Source organism: Streptomyces sp. CMB-StM0423, assembly GCF_002847285.1.
In the GTDB taxonomy this organism is placed as follows: domain Bacteria; phylum Actinomycetota; class Actinomycetes; order Streptomycetales; family Streptomycetaceae; genus Streptomyces.
The window spans coordinates 7,851,405-7,874,990 of sequence record NZ_CP025407.1 but is presented as its reverse complement, the minus strand read 5'-3'; the positions used below and the strand labels follow the sequence as shown (position 1 = coordinate 7,874,990).

At 75.5% G+C, this 23,586-nt stretch carries 5 protein-coding genes and 1 pseudogene; 3 read left to right on the top strand and 3 right to left on the bottom strand.

Features of this window, described 5'->3' with window-relative positions:
• Nucleotides 1-181: 181 nt before the first annotated feature.
• The 3 genes and pseudogenes from CXR04_RS33995 to CXR04_RS33985 form a co-directional block, all read right to left on the bottom strand.
• Nucleotides 182-1,684 carry an FAD-dependent monooxygenase gene (locus CXR04_RS33995; RefSeq protein WP_101426020.1) on the bottom strand — a complete coding sequence of 501 codons (1,503 nt, stop codon included), beginning with the start codon at nt 1,682-1,684 and terminating at the stop codon, nt 182-184.
• Between the two features lie 135 nt (nt 1,685-1,819).
• Nucleotides 1,820-6,466: pseudogene (locus tag CXR04_RS33990) on the bottom strand (type I polyketide synthase); the annotation flags it as partial.
• Between the two features lie 137 nt (nt 6,467-6,603).
• A complete protein-coding gene (locus tag CXR04_RS33985) occupies nt 6,604-7,029 on the bottom strand; it encodes a nuclear transport factor 2 family protein (RefSeq protein WP_101426018.1) in 426 nt (141 codons plus the stop codon).
• Nucleotides 7,030-7,239: 210 nt separating this feature from the next.
• Here CXR04_RS33985 and CXR04_RS33980 point away from each other — a divergent pair, with 210 nt between their 5' ends.
• The 3 genes from CXR04_RS33980 (at nt 7,240) to CXR04_RS33970 (ending at nt 23,578) form a co-directional block, all read left to right on the top strand.
• Entirely contained in the window at nt 7,240-8,142 is a 903-nt protein-coding gene (locus tag CXR04_RS33980; RefSeq protein ID WP_234380636.1) for an SAM-dependent methyltransferase, read from the top strand.
• 216 nt (nt 8,143-8,358) lie between these two features.
• Nucleotides 8,359-13,344 (top strand): type I polyketide synthase, encoded by a 4,986-nt coding sequence (locus tag CXR04_RS33975; RefSeq protein ID WP_101426017.1) that lies wholly within the window; start codon nt 8,359-8,361, stop codon nt 13,342-13,344.
• Between the two features lie 40 nt (nt 13,345-13,384).
• Nucleotides 13,385-23,578 carry a type I polyketide synthase gene (locus tag CXR04_RS33970; RefSeq protein ID WP_101426016.1) on the top strand — a complete coding sequence of 3,398 codons (10,194 nt, stop codon included), beginning with the start codon at nt 13,385-13,387 and terminating at the stop codon, nt 23,576-23,578.
• Nucleotides 23,579-23,586: the final 8 nt, after the last annotated feature.

Here is a 23,586-nt window from a genome sequence, read left to right as displayed (position 1 = left end):
CTGGGCGAAAGCGCCGGGCCCCGCTCAGCAGAGCAGGCACCGGCGCCGACGCGGTCATGCTGGTCCGTTGGCCTAAAGCCGCCCTTGCCCGGTTCTCACCCTTCGGCGTATGGGCGGCGGGCCGCCCGGAGAGCGCGGGGCGCGGAGCCTCGCGCGCTCTCCGGGCGCGTACCGGATCCGGTCAGGCGGTGGGGGCGCCGAACCAGGCCCGGAGCGCGATGCGCAGTTCGTCCTGGCCCCAGCCGCCGCCGTCGTGCCAGGCGACGCAGCCGTCGGGGCGCAGCAGCAGGGTGCGCGGCAACTCCGGTACGGGCTGGGCGCGGACGACCTCGACCCGGTCGGCCCAGCCGCTCTCCTCCTGCACCGAGGCGTCACCGGACAGGTCCAGCAGCACGCCGCGGCCGGACTGCAGGGTCTCGGCGACTCCCATGTCGCCGGCGGCGGTCTTGATGCGCACCTGCGGCAGCCGCCGGCCGAGCAGCCGGTCGTCCTCGTCGCTCTTCGGCACGCCGTCGTAGGCGATGGGGACCGCCGGGCCGAGGTTGGTGACCAGCTCGGCGAGGAACACGTTCACGTCGTCGAACTTCAGGAACTCGGCCATCATCTCCCGCATGTAGCGGGCGAGCGGGCGCGGGTAGAGGAGGGCGAGCTGCGCCTGGATGTTCATGCAGGCCAGCCGGCCCGCGAGGTGCCGCTCGTCGTGGTACGAGTCGAGCAGCGCCTCCGGCGCCCAGCCGTGCACCTCGGCGGCGATCTTCCAGCCGAGGTTGACCGCGTCGCCGATGGCGGTGCCGATGCCCTGCCCGTTGTACGGGTAGTGGACGTGCGCCGCGTCGCCGGCGAGGAACACCCGGCCCTTGCGGTACTGCTCGGCGTTGCGGGTGACGATCGAGTAGTGCCGCAGCCAGTGCGCCTCGGTGGCCTTCAGCTCCTTGCCGGTGAGCCGCTCGACGGTGTCGCTGAGCTGCTCCAGCGTCGCGGGGCCGTCCTCGAACTCCGGCGGCTCGGTGGAGAACTCGGCGCTGAAGACGCGCATGACGTCGGGGCTCAGCGGGGCGCCGAGGAACTGGTCGCCGTTGTCGGTGTAGGACAGGCCGTACTGCTCGCGGGCCACGTCCTCGCGGTTGATCGCGACGTCGCCGACGATGCCGCGGACGATCACCCAGTCGTCGCCGACGTAGTCGATGCCCGCGCCCTCGCGGACGACGCTGTCCCGCCCGTCGCAGCCGACGAGGTACCGGCAGCGCAGCGTCTCCCCGCCGGCCTCGGAGGCCAGCGTGACGGTGATGCCGGACCCGTCGGCGGCCTCCTCGAAGCCGGTCAGGCGGGTGGCCCAGCGCAGGTCGACGCCGAGTTCGACCGCGCGGTCGATCAGCACCTTCTCCAGCCGGGACTGCAGCACCATGTGGGTGGGCTCGCGCGGCCCCTGGACCTTCTCGAAGGCCAGGCGCAGGTCCGCGAACCGCACCTCGGGGAAGGTCACCGTGCCTTCCCGCAGCCCGGCGGCCAGGCCGCGCTGGTCCAGCATCTCCAGCGTGCCCGCGTTGATCGCCATGGCCGGAGCCTCGGCGCGCTGCGCGGGGTGGACGTCCACAAGGACCGCGGGCACGTCGCGCATCGCCAGCTCGCAGGCGAGCATCAGACCGGCGGGCCCGGCGCCCACGACGACGACCGGCTCACTCATAAAGGCTCCTTCGGAAGGTACGAACGTACGTCGGTGCGGGGCGCGTTGCCCGGGTCCGCGCTCGGCGCGTCACCGGGCCCCGGCCGCTGGTGCGGGGGAGGTCTCCCCCTCGAACGTGGTCATCAGATAGCCCGCCAGCGCCTGCGGCGTGGGGTTGTCGAAGATGGCCATCGGCGGGATCTGCAGCCCCGACACGGCAGCGACCCGGTTGCACAGTTCGAGGGCCGTGAAGGAGGAGAACCCCAGCTCGGTGAACTGGGCGTCTTCGGGGATCTCCGCGGTGCCCGCGTGCCCGAGTACCTGGGCGGCGGCGTCCCGCAGCAGTTCCAGCAGCAGCTCGGCGCGCTGGGCGGCGGGGGCGGTGTCCAGCCGGTGGCGCAGCCGCGCTGCGGCCTCGCCGAGGGGTCCGGCGCCGTCGGCATCGGGCTCCCGGGCGCCGCTCTCCGCCGCGTCGGCGCCGCCGGCCTCGGGGATCGCTCGCAACAGGGAGCCGACGGCGCCCTGTTCCGACTGCCTGACGTAGCGGTCCCAGTCGACGTCCACGAGCACGGGCGCGGCGGAGCGGCCGGAGAGGGCTCGTACCGCCAACCGGGCCGCGGGCGTCGGCGCCATGGGGCGGATGCCCTGGTACCGCAGGTGCTTTCCGGCCGCGGTCTCCGCCGCCTCCGGTGCCTGCAAGGGTCCGCAGGCCAGCGAGGTGACGGGCAGGCCCCGGGCACGGTACGTGTGCGCCAGCGCATCCAGGTGGGCGTGCACGGCGCCCTGGGCGCCGAACCCGGCCGCGCCGAGGACGCCGACCGCGGAGGAGCAGAGCACGAACGCTTCCAGCCCGCGGTCCAGGGTCAGTTCGCAGAGGTTGGCCAGGGACGCCGCGGCCGGGTCGAGCAGCCGGCCGATGTCGTCGCCGTCCACGGCGCCGACGACGGCATCGTCCAGCTCGGCGGCCGTGTGCACCACGGCGGTCAGCGGGTGCTCGGGCGCGACAGAGCGGAGGAGGGCGGCGACGGCGTCGCGGTCGGCGAGGTCGACAGGGGCGACGGCCGCCTCGGCGCCCGCCGCGCGCAACTGCGCGACCAGCGCGGCGGTTGCGCCGTCCGCCCCGTCCGTCCCCGGCTCGGCGGCCAGCAGCAGGTGGCGTACGCCTTCGCGTACCAGCTCCGCGGCGACCTCGCCGGCGAGCGCGCCGGGCGCCCCGGTCACCAGCACGGTGCCGTCCGTGGCGCGCAGCCACGGCTCGGTGGCGGCGGCGAGGTCCGCGGGCCGCAGCCGGCGGGCGAAGAGCGCGCCAGGCCGGATGGCGACCTGGTCCTCGCGGGCGCCCGAGCGGTCCGCCCGGCCGGCCAGCGCCGCCCGGAGCCGATCACGCACGTCCCGGTCGCCGGCGCCGCCCGCGGGCAGGTCGGCCAAGCCGCCCCAGCGCTCGGGGTGTTCGACGGCGAACGCCTGCGCCAGCCCCCAGATCCGGGCCTGCGCGGGGTCGGCGAGCGGGTCCTGGCGACCCGTTGCGGCACCGCCCGCGGTCACGAACCACACGGGTGTCCGCGCGGCGGCGTCGTCGAGCGCGTGCAGCAGCGCGGCGGACAGCTCCAGCCCGTCGGGGCCCGGCCGCACCGGGTCGGCGAACGCCAGCAGCGACAGCACACCGGTGAGCCGGGGCCCGCAGGCGCCCAGCGCGGCGCGCAGCCGGCCGGCGAACGTCGTACGGGCCATCTCCCGCTCTACGGTGACGACTTCGGCGCCGGCCCCGCCCTCGTCCAGGGCAGTGAGCACGGTCCGTACGGCCGGCTCCTCCTCGGCGCCCTCGGGGACCAGGACGACCCAGGCGCCGTCCAGCGGGGGCGGCGGCGCGCCGCCGTCCACGGCCTCCCAGCCGAGGCGGTGGCCCCAGCCGCGCTGCCGCCGCCAGGTGATCAGCGCGGGCAGGACGGTCTTCCACGCCGTGACGTCGGCGTCCCGCACGCCCATCGCGGACAGCACGCCGTCCAGGTCCTCGCGCTCCAGCGCGTCCCACAGCTCGGCGTCGGCGGGGCGGGCGTCGGTCGCCTTGGTGGGGTCGGCGCGCAGCCAGTAGGGGCGGTGCTGGAAGGGGTAGGTGGGGAGGGTGGGGAGTTTGGCTGTGGTTTCGGGGAGGTGGGGGGTGAGGTCGGTGGGGTGGTGGTGGGTGTGGAGGCTGACCAGGGTGGCGAAGTGGGCGCGGGTCTGGTCCGGCAGATGCGGGGTGGTGCGGACGCCGGACGGGAGATGCGGGGTGAGGGTGGGGTGCGGGGCCACCTCGGTGAAGAGGCTGATGCCGTTGTTGTCTGCGAGGTGGGTGATGCCTTGGTGGAAGCGGACGGGCTGGCGGATGTGCTGGGCCCAGTACGCCGGGTTGTGGTGCTGGTCGCTGGTAGCGGGTTGGCCGGTGACGTTGGAGATGACGGGGATGTCGGCGTTGCCGAGGGTGTGGTGGGCGAAGAGGCCGGTCAGGTGGCTGGTGAAGGTGTCGAGGATGGGCTCGGTGTGGGCGGTGTGGAAGGCGTGCGCGACCTTGAGCGCCTTGGTACGGATGCCCGCCTCGGTCAGCTCCGCGGCGAGGGCCTGGAGCGGCTGGTGCGGGCCGGCGACGGCGAGGGAGGTGGCGGAGTTGTACGCGGCGATGGCCACCTGGGGGTGGTTCTGGAGGTAGGGGGTGAGGGTGTCGGCGTCGGTGTTGACGGCGAGCATGCCGGTGCCGTCGGGGAGGGTGTGGAGCAGTTTGGCGCGTGTGGCGACCATGTCGGCGGCTGCGGCGAGGGGCAGGATGCCGGTGAGGTGGGCGGCGGAGAGTTCGCCGATGGAGTGGCCGATGAGCGCGGTGGGCTCGACGCCTGCCGTCTGGAGGAGGCGGTAGCCGGCGACGTGGTGGGCGAAGAGAGCGGGCTGGGTGTAGAGCGTGGTCTCCAGCAGGGCGGCGTGTTCGCTGTCCTTTTCGGCGAACATGACCTCGCGCAGCGGTGTCCCGGTCCCCAGATGCTCGTCGAGCGCCGCGCAGACCTCGTCCAGGGTCTCGGCGTAGACGGGGAAGGTCCCGTGAAGCTCGCGGCCCATGCCCGGGCGCTGGCTGCCCTGCCCGGAGAACATCACCGCGAGGCGGCCGCCGGACTCGGCAGGGCCCAGGCCGGTGACCAGAGCGGGGTGCGTGGCACCGGTGGCCAGTGCGGTGAGGGCTGCACGGAGTTCGTCGCGGTCGGCGGTGACGACGCCCGCGCGGTGCTCCAGCTTCGCCCGCCCGGACCACAGCCCCGCCGCCAACCCACCCACCTCGACCTGCGGGTGCCCCTCCACGTACGCCGCCAGCCGCTCGGCCGACTGCGCGAGCGCGGCCGTCGTACGAGCGGAAATCACCACCGGCACGGGCGAGGGCTCGGCCTTCGTGTCGGCCTCGGCAGACTGCTCCGGCGCGGCTTCGAGGATGACGTGGGCGTTGGTACCGCTGATCCCGAACGACGACACCGCAGCGCGCCGCGGCTCACCCGTCTCCGGCCAGGGCTGGGTGTCGGTCAGCAGCGAGACATGGCCCGCGGTCCAGTCGACATGACTGCTGGGCTCATCCACGTGCAGCGTGGGAGGCAGGACACCGTGGCGCATCGCCTCGACCATCTTGATGACACCCGCGACACCCGCGGCGGCCTGGGTGTGCCCGATATTCGACTTCACCGCACCCAGCCACAACGGCCGCTCAGCACTGTGCGCCTGACCATACGTCGCCAGCAGCGCCTGCGCCTCGATCGGGTCACCCAGCGTCGTACCCGTACCGTGCGCCTCCACCGCGTCGATCTGCCCGGCACTCAGCCGCGCGCTGGCCAGGGCCTGCTCGATGACCCGCTGCTGCGACGGCCCGTTCGGCGCCGTCAGACCGTTCGACGCACCGTCCTGATTGACCGCCGAACCACGCAGCACCGCAAGAACCTCGTGCCCATTGCGCTCCGCGTCCGACAACCGCTCCAGCAGCACGAAACCGACACCCTCACCCCAGCCCGTACCATCCGCAGCCTCCGCAAACGGCTTGCACCGCCCATCCGGCGCCAAACCCCGCTGCCGCGAAAACTCCACGAACACACCCGGCGTCGCCATCACCGTCACACCACCGGCAAGAGCCAACTCGCACTCGCCATTACGCAACGCCTGGGCGGCGAGGTGCATGCCCACCAGCGACGACGAGCACGCCGTGTCGACCGTCACCGCCGGGCCTTCGAGACCGAAGGTGTACGCCACCCGCCCCGACGCCACACTCGCCGCACCACCGTTACCCAGGAAACCGTCGAACCCCGGGGGCAGCCGGTCCATGAGCCGGGCGACGTAGTCGCTGTACATGACGCCCGCGAAAACGCCGGTCCTGCTGCCCCGCAGGCTGTGCGGGTCCAGCTCCGCGCGCTCGAACGCCTCCCACGCGGTCTCCAGCAGCAGCCGCTGCTGCGGGTCCGTCGCGGTCGCCTCCCGCGGGCTGATCTCGAAGAACGCCGCGTCGAACGCGGCCGCGTCGTGCAGGAAGCCGCCCTCGCGGGCGTAGCTCGTGCCTGATCTGTCGGGGTCGGCGTCGAAGAGCCCCTCCAACTCCCAGCCGCGGTTGAGGGGGAACCCGGAGATCGCGTCCGTACCGCCGGCGACCAGCCGCCACAGGTCCTCCGGCGAACGCACCCCGCCCGGGTACCGGCAGGCCATCGAAACGATCGCCACCGGCTCCCGGTCCCCGGTCTCCAGGACGGACAGCCGCTGCTGGGCCTCATGCAGCTCGGCGGTGACCCACTTCAGGTACTCGACGAGCTTCTCTTCCTTGGACATCCGCTCTCGATCCCGTTGCGACGAAAGGCGATGGCGCACTTTCGGGGAGTCTCGGCACGGCGGCTAAAGGGGTCCCTAAGAATCTCCGAAGCCCCGGCCGCCCCCGCCGGGACGGCGCCTCAACGGAAGCGCGCGGCGTCCGCGGCCTCGGCCGCGTCGTGCACCGCCATGTCCGTGCGGCCGCTGATGACCCGCATGTGGCGGATGAGGCCGCTGGCGCCGATCCGCATGACGGCGATCAGGGAGATGCGGACGAACTTGCCCTGCGGCACGCCCTGCGGGCGCAGCTCGGCGGTGATGGGCAGGGCGACGTGCTCGCGGTCCAGGCCCGCGACCGGGGCGCCGGGGAGCTCGTGCACGCGGTACGACACCAATTGGGCGATGTGGGCGCGGTACGCGGCGCGTTCGATGAAGGTCTTGTCGCCGACCGGGTCCTCGACGTGGAGCGGGTCGGCGAAGAGGCCGAGGACGCCGTCGACGTCGCCCTCGTTGATCCGCCGGCAGTACTCCAGGGCGACTTCCTTGCGCGCGTCCTCGTCCAGCATCGGTTGTGCTCCTTCACGACGGCGGTGCGGGCCTGCCCGCGCCGGGGAGAGCATGTTCGACGCCGCCGCCAAAGCCGCGCCAAAGCGCTTGGCACCGGCCTAGTTCGGACCAAGGCCGTCTTTAGACGGCGCTCCTAGTTTCGCCTTTCGTCAGATGTGGATTCCGCGGCCGTCTCGGTCGGCGACCGATCGCAGAAAGGGATTGCCGTTGTGAAGCTGTCACTGTGGGAAGACTTGCGGATGCTGGGAAACCTCGCCCTGGTCCGTACGACGTCCGACCCCGAGAAGAAGACGGCACGGCTGTACGAGATGTACCCGCCGGACCGGCTGGTCGTCGAGGACACCAACTACTACAACCTCGGCTACTGGCCGGGGTGCACGAAGCTCGACGAGGCGGCGCAGGCCCTCGCCGATGAGGTGGCCGACACGGCCGAGTTCAAGCCGGACGACACGATCCTCGACGTGGGCTTCGGCTACGGCGACCAGGACTTCCACTGGATCGACAAGTACGGCCCCAGCAAGATCATCGGTATCAACATCACCAAGACGCACATCCGGATCGCCACCGACCGCGCCAAGGAGCGCGGCCTGACGGACCGGATCGACTTCCGCGAGGGCTCCGCGACCGCGATCCCGCTGCCGGACAACAGCGTCGACAAGGTGGTGGCCCTGGAGTCGGCGTTCCACTTCGCCACCCGCGCGGACTTCTTCGCCGAGGCGTACCGCGTGCTGCGCCCGGGCGGCGTGCTGGTGACCGCCGACATCATCCCGATGGAGGGCGGCAAGCCGAAGGCGGACATCCGCTCGCACGCCATCAAGTGGATCCGCGTCATGATCGACGACGCCAACTGGTACCCGCGGAAGCAGTACGGCGAGAAGCTGGAGTCCGCGGGCTTCGAGAGCGTCGAGGTCAGGTCGATCCGCGACGAGGTGTACGAGCCGTGGCGCGAGTACCACGTGCGCCGGCTCCAGGACCCGACGTTCAAGAGCCGGTCCAGCAAGCTCTTCTACAAGATGGTGGCCGTCGCCCACCGCGACCAGGACCTGCTGAAGGACGAGCTGACGTCCCTGGACTACGTGGTGTCCGCGGCCCGCAAGCCGCAGCAGCCGTAGCGGCGGCCGGCCACGGGCGCGGCGGCCCCGCGGCCACGCCATCGGTCCGCAGCCGCCCGTCTCGCCCTCCCGCGGGCCTCGCGCCCCGGGAGGGCGCAGCCCGGTCGGCGGCCGCGGGCGTTCTTCGTCCCCCGTCCCTGTAGCTCCGCCGGTACGTAACCGCCGCGCGGTCCCTGCCCGCAGGCGCCGCCGGCGCCGTCTCCACGAAGGCGTTCGATGGCCAGCAGCAACGAGGAAAAGCTCCGCGACTACCTGAAGGCGGTCACCGCCGATCTGCGCCAGACCCGGCAGCGGCTCCAGTCGCTGGAGGAGCGCGACCACGAGCCGATCGCGGTGGTCGGGATGGCGTGCCGCTACCCCGGCGGCGCGGTGTCGCCGGACGCGCTGTGGGAGCTGGTGTCGGCGGGCGGGGACGCCATCGGCGAGTTTCCCGCCGACCGGGGCTGGGACCTGGAGGCGGTCTTCGACGCGGACCCGGACCGGGCGGGCACGAGCTACGCCCGCCGCGGCGGCTTCCTCTACGACCTGCCGGAGTTCGACGCCGGGCTGTTCGGGGTGTCGCCGCGGGAGGCCGCGGCGATGGACCCGCAGCAGCGGCTGCTGCTGGAGCTGGCCTGGGAGGCGCTGGAGCGGGCGGGGATCGCCGCCGACGGGCTGCGCGGCTCCGCCACCGGCGTGTTCGCGGGCACCTCCGCGGCGGACTACGGGCCGCGGCTGCATGAGGCGACCGCCGGTGCGGAGGGCTACATGCTGACGGGGACGACACCCAGCGTCGCCTCCGGGCGGATCGCATACACGCTCGGTCTCGAGGGGCCGGCGCTGACGGTCGACACCGCCTGCTCGTCCTCGCTGGTGGCGGTGCACCTGGCCACGCGCGCGCTGCGCGCGCGGGAGTGCACGATGGCGCTGGCGGGCGGGGCGACGGTGATGTCGACGCCGGGCATGTTCGTGGAGTTCTCGCGGCAGCGCGGGCTGGCCTCCGACGGGCGCTGCAAGTCGTTCTCTGACGACGCCGACGGCACGGGATGGAGCGAGGGCGCCGGCATGCTCGTGCTGGAGCGGCTCTCCGACGCGCGGGCGGCCGGGCACCCGGTGCTCGCGGTGATCCGCGGCAGCGCGGTCAACCAGGACGGCGCCTCCAACGGCCTCACCGCCCCCAACGGCCCGGCCCAGCAGCGGGTCATCGCCCAGGCCCTCGCCGACGCCCGGCTCACCGCGCGCCAGGTCGACGCGGTGGAGGCGCACGGCACGGGCACGTCGCTGGGCGACCCCATCGAGGCACAGGCGCTGCTGGCGACGTACGGCCGGGAGCACAGCGCGGAACAGCCGCTGTGGCTGGGCTCGCTGAAGTCCAACATCGGGCACACCCAGACCGCCGCGGGCGTGGCCGGGATCATCAAGATGGTGCAGGCCATGCGGCACGGCACGCTGCCGCGCACGCTGCACTCCGAGACCCCGTCCCGGCACGTGGAGTGGGCCGGGGGCGGCGTCGCGCTGCTGGCCGAGGAGGTCGCCTGGCCGGAGTCGGACCGGCCGCGGCGGGCGGCGGTCTCCGCCTTCGGCATCAGCGGCACCAACGCGCACGTCATCCTGGAGCAGGGCCCGGCCCCGGCAGAGCCGGAGGAGCGCACGGACGAGGATGGGCCGCGTACCGCGCTGTGGACGCTGTCGGCCCGTACGGGCGAGGCGCTGCGGGCGCGGGCCGCGGAGCTGGCCGAGGCGGTACGCACCGAACTCCCGCCCGCCGCGGGGGACGTGGGCTGGTCGCTGGCGACCACGCGGGCGGCGTTCGACGAGCGGGCCGTGGTGCTGGGCGGCGACGCCGCCGAGCTGGCCGAGGGCCTGGCGGCGCTGGCCGCGGACCGCGGCTCCCCGCGGGTGGTGCGCGGCAGCGCGGTGTCCGGCGCGGCGCGTCCGGTGTTCGTCTTCTCCGGGCAGGGCGCGCAGTGGCCGGGCATGGCCGTGGGACTGTGGGACTCCGAGCCGGTGTTCGCCGCGTCGATGGAGCGCTGCGCCGCTGCCCTCGCCCCGTACACGGGCTACGCGCTGCGCGAGAAGCTGACCCTCTCCGCGGACGACGCCGCGTGGGAGCGGGACGACGTCGTACAGCCGCTGATGTGGGCGGTGATGGTCTCGCTCGCGGAGCTGTGGCGCCACCACGGCGTGACGCCGGCGGCGGTCGTGGGCCACTCGCAGGGCGAGTTCGCGGCGGCCGTGGCCGCGGGGGCGCTGTCGCTGGAGGACGGCGCCCGCCTGGTGGCCGTACGCAGCCGGGTGGTGCACGCGTTGTCCGGGCACGGCTCGATGGCCTCGGTGTCGCTGCCCGTCGCGGAGGTGGAGAAGCGGCTCGCGGAGACCGGCGGCGACGTCGGTGTCGCGGCCGTCAACGGCCCGTCGGCGACGGTCGTCGCGGGCGTCGACGTGGACGTGCGCGCGTTCATGCGCGACTGCGAGGAGCGGGGCGTACGGACGCGGACCGTGCCCATCGCGTACGCCTCGCACTCGCCGCTCGTCGAGCCGGTGCGCGAGGAGATGCTGCGCGAGCTTTCTGCCATCACCCCGCGGGCCGGGGACGTGCCGTTCTACTCCACCGTCACCGGCGAGCCGATGCCGACCGAGTCGCTGGACGCCGCGTACTGGTACCGCAACCTGCGCTCCCCCGTGCTCTTCGCACAGACCGTGGAGCGGCTGACGGACGCGGGGCACACCGTGTTCCTGGAGATGGGCCCGCACCCGGTGCTCGTGCCCGCGATCGAGCAGGTCCTCGACGCGACGGAGACGGAGGGCCGGGCGCTGGGCACGCTGCGCCGCGACGAGGACGGCGAGCCGCGCTTCAAGCAGGCGCTGGCGGAGGCGTACGCGGCCGGAGTGGTGCCGGACTGGCAGGTGCTCTTCCCCGGCGCGCGTACGGTGCCGCTGCCCACGTACCCCTTCCAGCGCCGCCGCTACTGGCTCGCCGACCGCGACGACCCCGCTCCGCGGGCGGCGGCGCCCCGCGCGGGCGGGTCCGACGAGGCGTTCTGGGCGCTGGTCGAGCAGGCCGACACCGAGGCGCTGGGCCGGGAGTTGCCGGAGGCCGGCGAGGACGCGCTGCGCGCGGTGGTGCCCGCGCTGCACCGCTGGCGCTCCCGGACCCGTACCGACGCGGCGCTCGCCGGTCAGCGCTACGAGATCGGGTGGCGCCCGGCCGCGGAGCGGCGGACGCCGGGGCCCGACGGGCACTGGCTGCTGGTGACCCGTACCGGGGCCGCCGGGCGGCTCGCCGCCTGGGCCGACGCGGCGGGTGCCGCGCTCTCCGCCCGCGGCGCCCGGGTGACCGTGGTCGAACTGGACGAGCGGGCCGACGACGAACGCGCGGACATCGCGCGCCGGGTGTCGGCGGCGCTGGCCGGCGAGGCGGTCGACGGCGTGCTGTCGCTGCTGCCGCTGGACGACCGCCCGCACCCCGGGCACGCGGCACTGCCCTCCGGAGTCGGTGGGCTGCTGGGGCTCGTGCAAGCGCTGGCGGGGCTGGGCGTTGCCGCGCCCGTGTGGTCGGTGACGTGCGCCGCGGTGAACGCCCTGGACGACGACGTTCTTACGCACCCGGCGCAGGCGCAGACGTGGGGTCTGGGCCGGGTGGTGGCGCTGGAGCAGCCGCAGTTGTGGGGCGGCCTGGTCGACCTCCCGGAGCGGCCCGGCGACGAGGACTGGCTGCGGCTGTGCGCGGTGCTCGCGGGCGGGGCGGGCGACGAGGACCAGGTGGCGATCCGGCCCGGCGGCCTGCGCGTACGGCGGCTGCTGCCCGCGCCGGCGCCCGCGGACGGCCCGGCGTGGCGGCCGGGCGGCACGGTCGTGGTCACCGGTGGCTCGGGCTCGCTGGCGCCGCACCTGGCGCGCTGGCTGGCCGACGGCGGCGCGGAGCACATCGTGCTGGCCAGCCGCCGCGGCCCCGACGCACCCGGCCACGCGGCGCTGGCCGCGGAACTCGCCGGGCGGGGCGTACGGGTCACGGCGCTGTCCTGCGACCTGACCGACCGCGACTCCGTGCGCTCGCTGCTGCGGCAGGCCGCGGAGCTGGGCGGGCCGGTGCGCGCGGTGGTGCACGCCGCGACCTCCACCCGGCTGGAGCCGCTGGCCGACGCCACCGCCGCCGGGGTGGCGGAGGTGCTGGCCGCCAAGGCGCTCGGCGCGGTGCACCTGGCCGAGTCGATGGATCCGCTCGGCCCCGCGGAACTGGTGTTCTTCTCCTCCATCGCCGCCGTCTGGGGCAGCGGCGAGCACGGCGCGTACGCGGCGGCGAACGCCTTCCTCGACGCGTACGCGCAGCAACTGCGCGGCCAGGGGCGGAAGGTGACGTCCGTCGCCTTCGGCGCGTGGCGCAGCGAGGAACTGCCGGAGGGCCTGGACGAGGCGCAGTTGGAGCGGCAGGGCCTGCCGCTGCTGGACCCGGACCTGGCGCTCGCCGGCCTCGGCCGGGAGGTGGCGGGCGCGGGCGGCGGGCGGGCGGTGACGCTGGTCGACGTGGACTGGGAGACGTTCGCCCCGGTCTTCGCCTCGGCCCGGCCGCGGCCGCTGCTGGACGAGATCCCCGCGGTACGGGGCGCGCTGCGGCGCTCCGCGGAGGCGGGCGGCACCGGCGCGGCGGACGGCGGCGACGCCGGGGAGCGGCTGCGGAAGCTGGCCGGGCTGCCGGAGGCGGCGCGCGGACGCGAGGTGCTGGACGTGGTGACCGCCGAGGTGGCCGCGGTGCTGGGCCACGGCCCGGCCGACCGGCCCACGCCGATGCGGACGTTCAAGGAGCTGGGCTTCGACTCGCTGACCGCGGTGGCGCTGCGCAACCGGCTGCGCGCGGCGACGGGCCTCCCGCTGCCGGTGACGCTGGTCTTCGACCACCCCAGCCCGCAGGCACTCGCCCGGTTCCTGACCGGGCAGTTGGGCGCGGCCGGGGAGCGGGCGGCGCCCGGCTCCGTAGACGAGGAGCTGGACCGGCTGGCCGCCGCCCTGGACGCGGTGCCCGTCGAGGGTGCGGAACGCGCGGCCGTACGCGACCGGTTGCAGGCGCTCGCCGCCGCGCTGGCCGGCGGCGGCACGGCGGCGGCCGGCGCGGGCGAGGACGACGACGCGGACCTCGACGACGCCAGCACCGACGACCTACTGAAGATCATCGACGACGAGTTCGGCCCGGCGGAGCCGGGACCGACGGCATCCACCACCGGCTGACCAGCGCCGGAGCGGCACACGGAGAGGAGCAGTTCCGGCCATGGCCGAGGAAGACAAGCTGCGCGACTACCTCAAGCGGCTCACCGTGGACCTGCGCCGCACCACCCGCAGGCTGCGGGAGGTGGAGGAGCAGCGCCGGGAACCGGTGGCGGTCGTCGGCATGGCCTGCCGCCTCCCCGGCGGCGTACAGAGCCCCGAGGGGCTGTGGGAGCTGCTGCGGGACGGCCGGGACGCCATCTCCGCCATGCCCGCGAACCGGGACTGGCACCTGGACGACCACTTCGACCCGGACCTCGGGGGGCCCGGCACCTCGTACGTGCGCGAGGGCGGGTTCCTGGACGACATCGCCGGCTTCGACGCGGCGTTCTTCGGCATCTCGCCGCGCGAGGCGCTGGCCATGGACCCGCAGCAGCGGCTGCTGCTGGAGCTGGCGTGGGAGAGCGTGGAGCGGGCCGGGATCGACGCGCACGCGCTGCGCGGCTCCCGCACGGGCGTGTTCGTGGGCAGCAACCCCACCGAGTACGGCGGGCTGCTCGGCGACGCCGCCGCGCAGGTGGGCGGGCACCTGCTCACCGGCACGGTCCTCAGCGTGCTGTCCGGCCGGCTCGCGTACACCCTCGGCCTCGAAGGCCCGGCCCTGAGCGTGGACACCGCGTGCTCCACGTCGCTGACCGCGGTGCACCTCGCGGTGCAGGCGCTGCGCCGCGGCGAGTGCACGATGGCGCTGGCCGGCGGGGCGACGGTGTTCTCCACGGTCGGTCCCTTCACCGAGATGAGCAGGCAGCGGGTGCTGGCCGCCGACGGGCGCTGCAAGGCGTTCGGCGCGGGTGCCGACGGCATGGGCATGTCCGAGGGCGGGGGCGTCGTGCTCCTGGAGCCGCTGAGCGCGGCCCGCCGCAACGGCCACCGCGTGCTCGCCGTGATCCGCGGCAGCGCCGTCAACTCCGACGGCTCCTCCAACGGGCTGACGGCGCCGAGCCGGCAGGCGCAGGAGAAGGTGATCCGCGCGGCCCTCGCCGACGCGGGCCTCGGCGCCGCCGACGTCGACGCGATCGAGGCGCACGGCACGGGCACGGAGCTGGGCGACCCGATCGAGGCGCAGGCGCTGCTGGAGGTCTACGGCCGCGGCCGGGCCGCCGCCGGGACGCCCCTGTACCTCGGCTCGGTCAAGTCGAACATCGGGCACACGCAGGCCGCCGCGGGTGTGGCCGGGCTGATGAAGCTCGTACTGGCGCTGGAGCACGGGCAGTTGCCCCGTACGCTGCACGCCGATACGCCCAGCCCGCACGTCGACTGGGACCCGGCGACGCTCGCGCTGCTCGGCGAGGCGCTGCCGTGGCGCGGTGGGGAACGCACCCGCAGGGCCGCCGTGTCGGCGTTCGGGATCAGCGGCACCAACGCGCACGTCATTCTGGAGCAGCCCCCGGCGGACGAGCCGGAGCCGGAGCCGGCGGCGCCTGCCGGCGGTCCCGCCGGCCCGTGGCTGGTCTCCGCCGCCACCGCGGACGGGCTGCGCGCCCAGGCCGCCCGGCTGGCCGGCCACCTCCGCGCCCGGCCGGAGCTGTCCGTCGGCGCGGTGGGCCACGCGCTGGCGACCTCCCGGGCCACGCTCGGGCACCGCGCGGTGCTCCTCGGCACCGACCGCGGGGAGTTGCTCGGCCGGCTCGACGCCCTCGGCCGCGGCGACGCCGCCGCCGGGCTGGTCACCGGCGTGCAGCAGAGCGGCCGACTGGCGCTGATGTTCTCCGGGCAGGGCAGCCAGCGCCCCGGCATGGGGCACGAGTTGCACGAGGCGTTCCCGGTGTTCGCCGAGGCGCTGGACGAGGTGTGCGCGGCGCTCGACGCGCATCTCGACGTCCCCGTACGCGAGGTGATGTTCGCCAAGGCGGGCACCGAGCGGGCGGCGCTGCTGGAGCACACGCTGTACACCCAGCCCGCGCTGTTCGCCGTGCACACCGCGCTGGCGCGGCTGCTCCGGTCGTGGGGCGTGCGGCCGGACCACCTCATCGGCCACTCCGTGGGCGAGTTGTCGGCCGCGCACGTGGCCGGGGTCTTCCCGCTCGACGTCGCCGCCGACATGGTCGCCACCCGGGCGAAGCTGATGCACTCGCTCCCCGAGGGCACCGGCATGCTCGCCGTACGGTCAGGACCCGAGCCGCTGGCCGGGCATCTGGAGCGGCACGCGGGGGTGGAGATCGCCGCGTACAACTCCCCCGCGGCGACCACGCTCGCCGGGACGCTCGACGCGCTGGACGCGCTGGCACGGGAGCTGGCGGACGCCGGGATCCGCGCCAGGCGGCTGAAGGTGGCGCACGCCTTCCACACCGCGCACACCGAGCCGGTCCTCGACGCCTTCGCGCGCCATCTGACGGACCTCTTCGAGCGGCACGCCCCGGGCGAGGCGGAGATCCCGGTCATCTCCAACGTCACGGGTCTGCCCGCGACGGACGCGCAGCACCACGACCCCGCTTACTGGGCCGAGCACATCCGCCGGCCCGTCCGCTTCCACCAGGGCGTCGACGGCCTGGCCGGCCTGGGCACGACGACATACCTGGAGGTGGGCCCCGACGCCACCCTCAGCACCCTCGCGCAGGCGGTGCTCGACGAGGCGGACCCGGCGCAGCCGGGCGAGACGGCCGTGGTCACTTCTACGCTGCGCCGCGACCACCCCGAGGTCCCCGCCCTGTTCGCCGCGATCGCCCGGCTGCACGTGCACGGCACGGAGGTGGACTGGCGCCCGCTGCACGCCGAGGGCCGGCCGGCAGAGCTGCCGACGTACGCGTTCCAGCGGCGGCCGTACTGGCTGCGGCAGGCGCGTCCGGCCGCCGACCAGCCGGGCGTACGGGTCACCCGGCACCCGCTGCTCGGCGCCGTGCTGGAGACGGCGGACGCCGAGCGTCCCGGGGCCGTGTGCACCGGCCGGATCAGCGCGCGTACCCCCGGCTGGCTGGCGGACCACGTACTGGGCACCACCGTGGTGCTGCCGGGCACGGGCGCGGTGGAGATCGCGCTGTGCGCGGCGCGGCACGTCGGCTGCGCACGCGTCGAGGAGCTGACGCTGCGCCGGCCCGTGGTGCTGCCGGCAGAGGGCGCGCTGCAACTCCAGGTGGCGGTGGACGCCCCGGACACCGACGGCCGCAGGGCACTCTCCCTGTACGCCCGCCCCGAGCCTGACGCCGCCGAGGACACCGCTGAACTCGCCGCGGACTCCGCGTGGACGCTGCACGCGACGGGCATGGTGGCGCCCGACGCGGGGGCGGCGCCAGGGGCGTGGGACGGCACGGCCTGGCCGCCACCGGGTGAGCCCGCCGCGGTCGTGGACGACCTGTACGACCGGCTGCACGAGCGCGGGATGCGCTTCGGCCCGGCCTTCCGTTCGCTGCGCACGGTATGGCGCGACGGCGAGCACCTGTACGCCGATCTGGCGCTGCCCGAGGCGCAGCACGCGGATCTCGACGAGTACGGCATCCACCCCGCGCTGCTCGACGCCGCGCTGCACACCGTCGCGCTGCTGGACGCTTCCGGAACGGAGCTGCGGCTGCCGTTCTCCTGGTCCGGCGTACGGCTGCTGGCGCGCCCCGGCGCGGCGGCGCTGCGCGCCCGGGTGACGCCCACCGGCCCGGAGACCGTCGCCCTGGACCTCGCCGACGCCGCGGGCACGCCGGTGCTGCGGGTGGACGAGGTGGCACTGCGGCCCGTCCCGGCCGACAGCATCGGCGCGGTGTCCGCCGACCCGTTGTACGGGGTGGAGTGGCAGCGGCTCGACGCGGCGCCGGAGGCGGCGGACAGCGGTGAGCTGTGGGAGACGGACCTCGACGCGTTCGCCGCGGGGACCGTTCCCGAGCGGGCAGGCGTGGTCGTCGTACGGTGCCCCGCCGCGGACGGCGCCGACGAGGCGACCGCGGAGAGGGCGCGTACGACCGTAGCCCGGGTGCTGGCCGCCGTGCAGCGGTGGCTGTCCGACGACCGCTTCGCCGACAGCCGGCTCGCCGTGGTCACCCGCGGTGCGGTCGGCGCGGACGCGGCCGGGGACGTAGCCGCGCTGGAGTCCGCCCCGGTGTGGGGGCTGCTGCGCTCGGCGCAGTCGGAGCACCCGGACCGGATCGTGCTCGTCGACGACGACCCGGCGGAGCCCTCGGCGCTTCCCGCCGCGGATGCGGTACGGGTCGCGCTGGCGGCCGGTGAACCGCAGCTCGCGATCCGCGACGGCGCCCTCCTCGCCCCGCGCCTCACCCGGATCACGCCGGACGGCCCCGCGGCTCTCGGCCCCGAGGGCACCGTTCTGGTCACCGGCGCGAGCGGCACGCTCGGCGGGCAGGTCGCCGCGCACCTCGTCACGGCCCACGGCGTACGCCGCCTGCTCCTCGTCAGCCGCCGCGGCGAGGCCGCCCCCGGCGCCGGCGAGCTGCGCGCAGAACTCACCGGGCTCGGCGCCGAGGTGGCCTTCGCCGCCTGCGACGTCGCCGACGCGGACGCCCTCCGCCGGGCGCTGGCCCGGATCCCGTCGGAACACCCGCTGACCGCCGTGGTGCACGCGGCGGGCGTGCTGGACGACGCGACCGTCGGCGAGCTGACGCCCGCTCAGCTCGACGCCGTGCTGCGGCCGAAGGCGGACGGCGCCTGGCACCTGCACCGGCTGACCGCGGACCTGCCGCGGGTGGCCTTCGTGCTCTTCTCGTCGTTCGCGTCCGTGGTAGGCACCCCCGGCCAGGCCAACTACGCGGCCGCGAACAGCTTCCTGGACGCCCTCGCGCAGCACCGCCGCGCCCGCGGGCTGCCCGCCGTCAGCCTCGCCTGGGGCCTGTGGGAGCAGGGCGGCATGGGCGGGGGTCTGGACCGGGCGGCACGGGCGCGAATCGCCCGCGCCGGCGTACGCGCCATGCCCGCGAGCCGGGCGCTCGCGCTGCTGGACACGGCGCTGCGCAGCCCCGTGGCGCTGGCCGCCCCCGTGGTCCTCGACCGCCGCGCGCTGCGTACGCAGTCCCGCGCCGGGACGCTGCCCGCCGTACTCCGCGCGCAGGCACCCGCGCCCGCCGCACCCGCCGAGGGCACCGCCGCCACCGCGGCCCCGGCCACCGACCCGCTCGCCGGGCTCGCCGCGCTGGGCCGTGCCGAGCAGGACCGCACGCTGCTGGCGCTCGTACGCCGCACCGCCGTGCTCGCGCTCGGCCTGCCCGAGGGCGAGTCGGTGAGCCCTGGCCAGACCTTCCGCGACCTCGGTTTCGACTCGCTCACCGCGGTCGAGATGCGCAACCAGCTCAGCGCCGCCACCGGCCGCCGGCTCCCCGCCACCGCGGTCTTCGACCACCCCACGCCCCAGGCGCTCGCCGACCATCTGCGCGCGGAGCTGCTGGAGTCCGAGGAGGCCGCCGTCCCGGCCGTACCGGCGGCCGCCGCCCGCGCGGCCAACGACGACGACCCGATCGCCGTCGTCGCCATGTCCTGCCGCTACCCCGGCGGCGTGGACTCCCCCGCCGACCTGTGGGACCTGCTCAGCCGGGGCGCCGAGGGCACCAGCACGTTCCCCGAGAACCGCGGCTGGGACATCGACGCGATCTACGACCCGAGCGGGGAGCGCCCGGGCACCACGTACACGCGGGCCGGCTCCTTCCTGCACGACGCCGACCGGTTCGACGCCGAGTTCTTCGGGATCTCGCCGCGCGAGGCGGCCTCGATGGACCCGCAGCAGCGGCTGCTGCTGGAGCTGTGCTGGGAGGCCGTCGAGGACGCCGGCATCCCCGCCGACGAACTGCGCGGCACCTCGACCGGCGTGTTCGCGGGGATCATGTACAGCGACTACGGCGGCCGGCTGCTGCTGCGCACCCCGGCGGAGTACGAGGGGTACGTCGGCAACGGCAGCGCGCCGAGCGTCGCTTCCGGGCGGATCGCGTTCACCTTCGGCTTCGAGGGGCCCGCGCTGACCGTCGACACGGCCTGCTCGTCGTCGCTGGTCGCGCTGCACCTCGCGGCGCAGTCCCTGCGCAACGGCGAGTGCACGCTGGCGCTGGCCGGCGGCGCGACCGTGATGTCGACGCCCGCGGTCTTCGTGGAGTTCTCCCGGCAGCGCGGCCTCGCCCCCGACGGCCGCTGCAAGTCCTTCGCGGACTCCGCCGACGGTACGGGCTGGGGCGAGGGCGCCGGCATGCTGCTGCTGGAGCGGCTGTCGGACGCCGAGCGCAACGGGCACCAGGTGCTCGCGGTCCTCCGCGGCTCCGCGATCAACCAGGACGGCGCCTCCAACGGTCTCACCGCCCCCAACGGCCCCGCACAGCAGCGCGTCATCCGGCAGGCCCTGGCCAACGCCCGGCTGACCGGCGCCGAGGTGGACGCCGTCGAGGCGCACGGCACCGGCACGACGCTCGGCGACCCCATCGAGGCGCAGGCGCTGCTGGCGACGTACGGGCGCGAGCACTCGGCCGAACAGCCGCTGTGGCTGGGCTCGGTGAAGTCCAACCTGGGGCACACGCAGGCCGCGGCCGGCGTCGCCGGGGTCATCAAGATGATCCAGGCCATGCGGCACGGTGTGCTGCCGCGCACGCTGCACGTCGACGAGCCGTCGCAGCACGTCGAGTGGGACGCGGGCGTCGTCTCGCTGCTGACCGAGCAGCGGGAGTGGCCGCGCGCCGGGGCCGCCCGGCCGCGGCGGGCGGGAGTCTCCGCGTTCGGGATCAGCGGCACCAACGCGCACGTCATCCTGGAGGAGGCGCCGGCCGTCGCGCAGGAAGCACCGGCCGAGGCGCCGCGGCCAGCCGGTGCGGCGCTGCCCTGGCTGGTCTCCGGCGCGACCCCGGAGGGCCTGAGCGCCCAGGCCGCCCGGCTCGCCGAGCGCGTCCGGGCGCGCCCGGAGCTGAGCGCGCCCGACCTGGCGTGGTCGCTGGCCTCGCGGCGCACCGCCCTGCCGTACCGGGCCACCGTCCTCGGCCGCGACCGTACGGAACTCCTCGACGGCCTGCGCGAGGTGGCCCAGGACCGGAGCGCGCCCGGCGTGATCCGTACCCGGAGCGAGCAGCGGCCCGGCGGCCTGGTGTTCATGTACTCGGGGCAGGGCAGCCAGCGCCCCGGCATGGGCCGCGAGCTGTACGAGGCGCTCCCGGTGTTCGCCGAGGCGCTGGACGAGGTGTGCGCGGCGCTCGACACGCACCTCGATCTCCCCGTACGCGACGTGATGTTCGCCGACGCGGCCGCCGACGGGTCCGCGCTGCTCGACCAGACCCTCTACACCCAGACCGGCCTGTTCGCCCTGCACACGGCGCTCACCCGGCAGCTCCTGGCATGGAGCGTGCGGCCGGACCACCTCATCGGCCACTCCATCGGCGAGGTGACCTCCGCGCATGTCGCGGGCGTGCTGTCCCTCACCGACGCGGCCCGGCTCGTCACGGCCCGCGCGCGGCTGATGAACGAACTCCCCCACGGCACCGGTGGCATGCTCGCCGCCCAGGCGGGGCCCGAGGCGCTGGCCGAGCACCTGGAGCGGCACGGGCGGGCGGAGATCGCCGCGTACAACTCCCCCGCCGCGACCGTGCTCGCCGGGCCGGCCGACGCGCTGGCCGCGCTCGCCGGGGACTTGGGCGCGGCCGGGATCCGCACCCGCGGGCTGAAGGTGAGCCACGCCTTCCACTCCGCCCAGATGGACCCCGTGCTGGCCGAGTTCACGAGCATCGCGGGCGGGCTCACGTACCGCGCGCCCGACCTCCCGGTGGTCTCGAACCTCACCGGCACCGCGGCCACGGCCGCCGAGCTGACCGACGCCGCGTACTGGGCCGAGCACATCCGCCGCCCCGTCCGCTTCCACCAGGGCCTCGCCCACCTCATCGGCGAGGGCGCCACCGCCTTCCTGGAGATCGGCCCCGGCGCCACCCTGACCGCGCTCGCCCGGGCGGTCCTGCCGGGCGAAGGGGACGCCACGGCGATCCCGTCGCTGCGCCCGGCCCGCAAGGCCGGGGACAGCGAGGCGCCGGCGCCCCCGTCGGACGAACCCACCGCGCTCCTGCACTCCATGGGCGAGCTGCACGCGGTCGGCGCGGGCCCGCGGTGGACGGACGTGCTGCCGCGCGGGCGCACGGTCGAGCTGCCGACGTACGCCTTCCAGCGCCGCCGCCACTGGATCGACCCGGTGGAGCCCGTCTCTGCCCCGGCGGAGTCCGGCCTGCACTACCGGACGTCCTGGGCGCGCCTGCCCCGGGGCGCCGGCGCCGCGCTGGACGGCACCTGGCTGCTCGCGGTGCCGGACGGCGAACGGGCCGGGGAATGGCCGGAGTTCTGCGCCGCGGCACTCACGGATGCGGGGGCGCAGGTCGCCACCGTCGAGATTGCCGCGGGTACGGAGCGCGCGCCGCTCGCCGAGCAGCTCGCCCGCCGGATCGAGGAGACCGGGCAGCCGCGCGGGATCCTGTCGCTGCTGGCCGTACGCGCCGACACCGCCGGGACCACCGCCGCGGACCCGGCCGCCGACGGCGTACCGGAGGAGCTGACCGCGACCGTCGTCCTCACCCAGGCACTCGGCGACGCCGGCGTGACCGCCCCCCTGTGGGCCGCCACCCGCGAGGCCGTGTCCGTGGGCGACGGCGACCCGCTCGGGAACCCGGAGGCCGCCCTGGTGTGGGGCTTCGGCCGGGCCGCGGCGCTCGAAGAGCCCGCGCGCTGGGGCGGGTTGATCGACCTGCCGGGCGCGCCCGCCGACCTCGGCGCGCGCGGGCGCGCCGAACTGGCCGGGCTGCTCGGCGGCGCGCCGGACGGCTCCGGCGCGCCGGTGGAGGACCAGATCGCGCTACGGGCCGACGGGCCGCGGGCGCGGCGGCTGAGGCGTACAACGCCCGCCCGCAAGGCGGACGCCCAGTGGCCGCCCCGCGGCACCGTCCTCGTCACCGGCGGCACCGGCGGACTCGGCGCCCACGCCGCCCGCTGGCTGGCGGCAAACGGCGCCGAGCACCTGCTCCTCGTCAGCCGCCGCGGCCCCGCCGCCCCCGGCGCCGACGAGCTGCGCACCGAACTCACCGGCCTCGGCGCCGAGGTGACGATCGCCGCGTGCGACGTCACCGACCGGGCGGCCCTCGCCGCGCTGCTGGCCGGCGTGCCCGAGGAGACCCCGCTGACCGCCGTGCTGCACGCGGCCGGCGTTAGCGTGGACCGCGGGCTCGCGGATCTGGACGCCAAGCACTTCGCCGAAGTCCTCGGGCCCAAGTCCGTGGCCGCCCGCCACCTGCACGAGCTGACGCAGGAAGCGGACGGCGGCAGCCGGCTCGGCGCCTTCGTGCTGTTCTCGTCGACCGCCGGCGTGTGGGGCAGCGGCGCGCAGGGCGCGTACGCCGCGGGCAACGCCTACCTCGACGCGCTCGCCGAGCACCGCCGCGCCCGCGGGCTCCCGGCCACCGCGGTGGCCTGGGGCGCGTGGAGCGGCGAGGGCATGGCCGGCGACGGGGAGAACTCCCGGCGGCTGCTGCGCCGCGGCATCCGCGGCCTCGACCCGGATGCCGCGGTGGCGGCCCTGGCCGAGGCCGTACGGGGAGACGAGCCGCCGACGACGATCGCCGACATCGACTGGTCGGCGTTCACCCTCGCGTTCACGTCCCGGCGGCACAGCCCGCTGCTGGGCGAACTGCCGGAGGCACACGCGGTGCTGGGCGCGCGGGAGGAGGCCGAGCCGGAGGCCGCGGACACCGACGCCGCCGCGCGGCTGCGGTCGCTGCTGGCGGGCCGTACCCCCGAGGAACAGCAGCGCGAGCTGCTGGACCTGGTGCGTGCGGAGGTCGCGGGCGTGCTCGGGCACGCGTCGGCCGACGGCGTACGGCCCGGGAAGCCCTTCAACGACCTGGGCTTCGACTCGCTCACCGCCGTCGAGCTGCGCAACCGCGTCAACTCCAGGACCGGGCTGCGGCTGCCGACGACCGTCGTCTTCGACTACCCGACGCCGGACGCCCTCGCGACCTGCCTGCGCGAAGAACTCGGCGGCCCCGACGCCGCGGGACAGTCGATCCTCGCCGACCTGGCGCGGCTCGACGGTGCGCTGAGCGGCGCGGCACTGGCGGACGAGGAGGTGCGGCGCCGGGCCGGGGAGCGGCTGCGGACGATGCTCCAGCGGCTCGACGGATCCGCGCCGCACGGGGCGGAGAACGGCCACGCGGCGACCGGCGGCCCGGACGGCGGCGCCGCCGGCGGCGAGGCGGACAGCGACCTGGAGTCCGCGTCCGTCGACGACCTCCTCGACATCATCCAGACGGAGTTCGGCAAGTCATGACGCCCCCC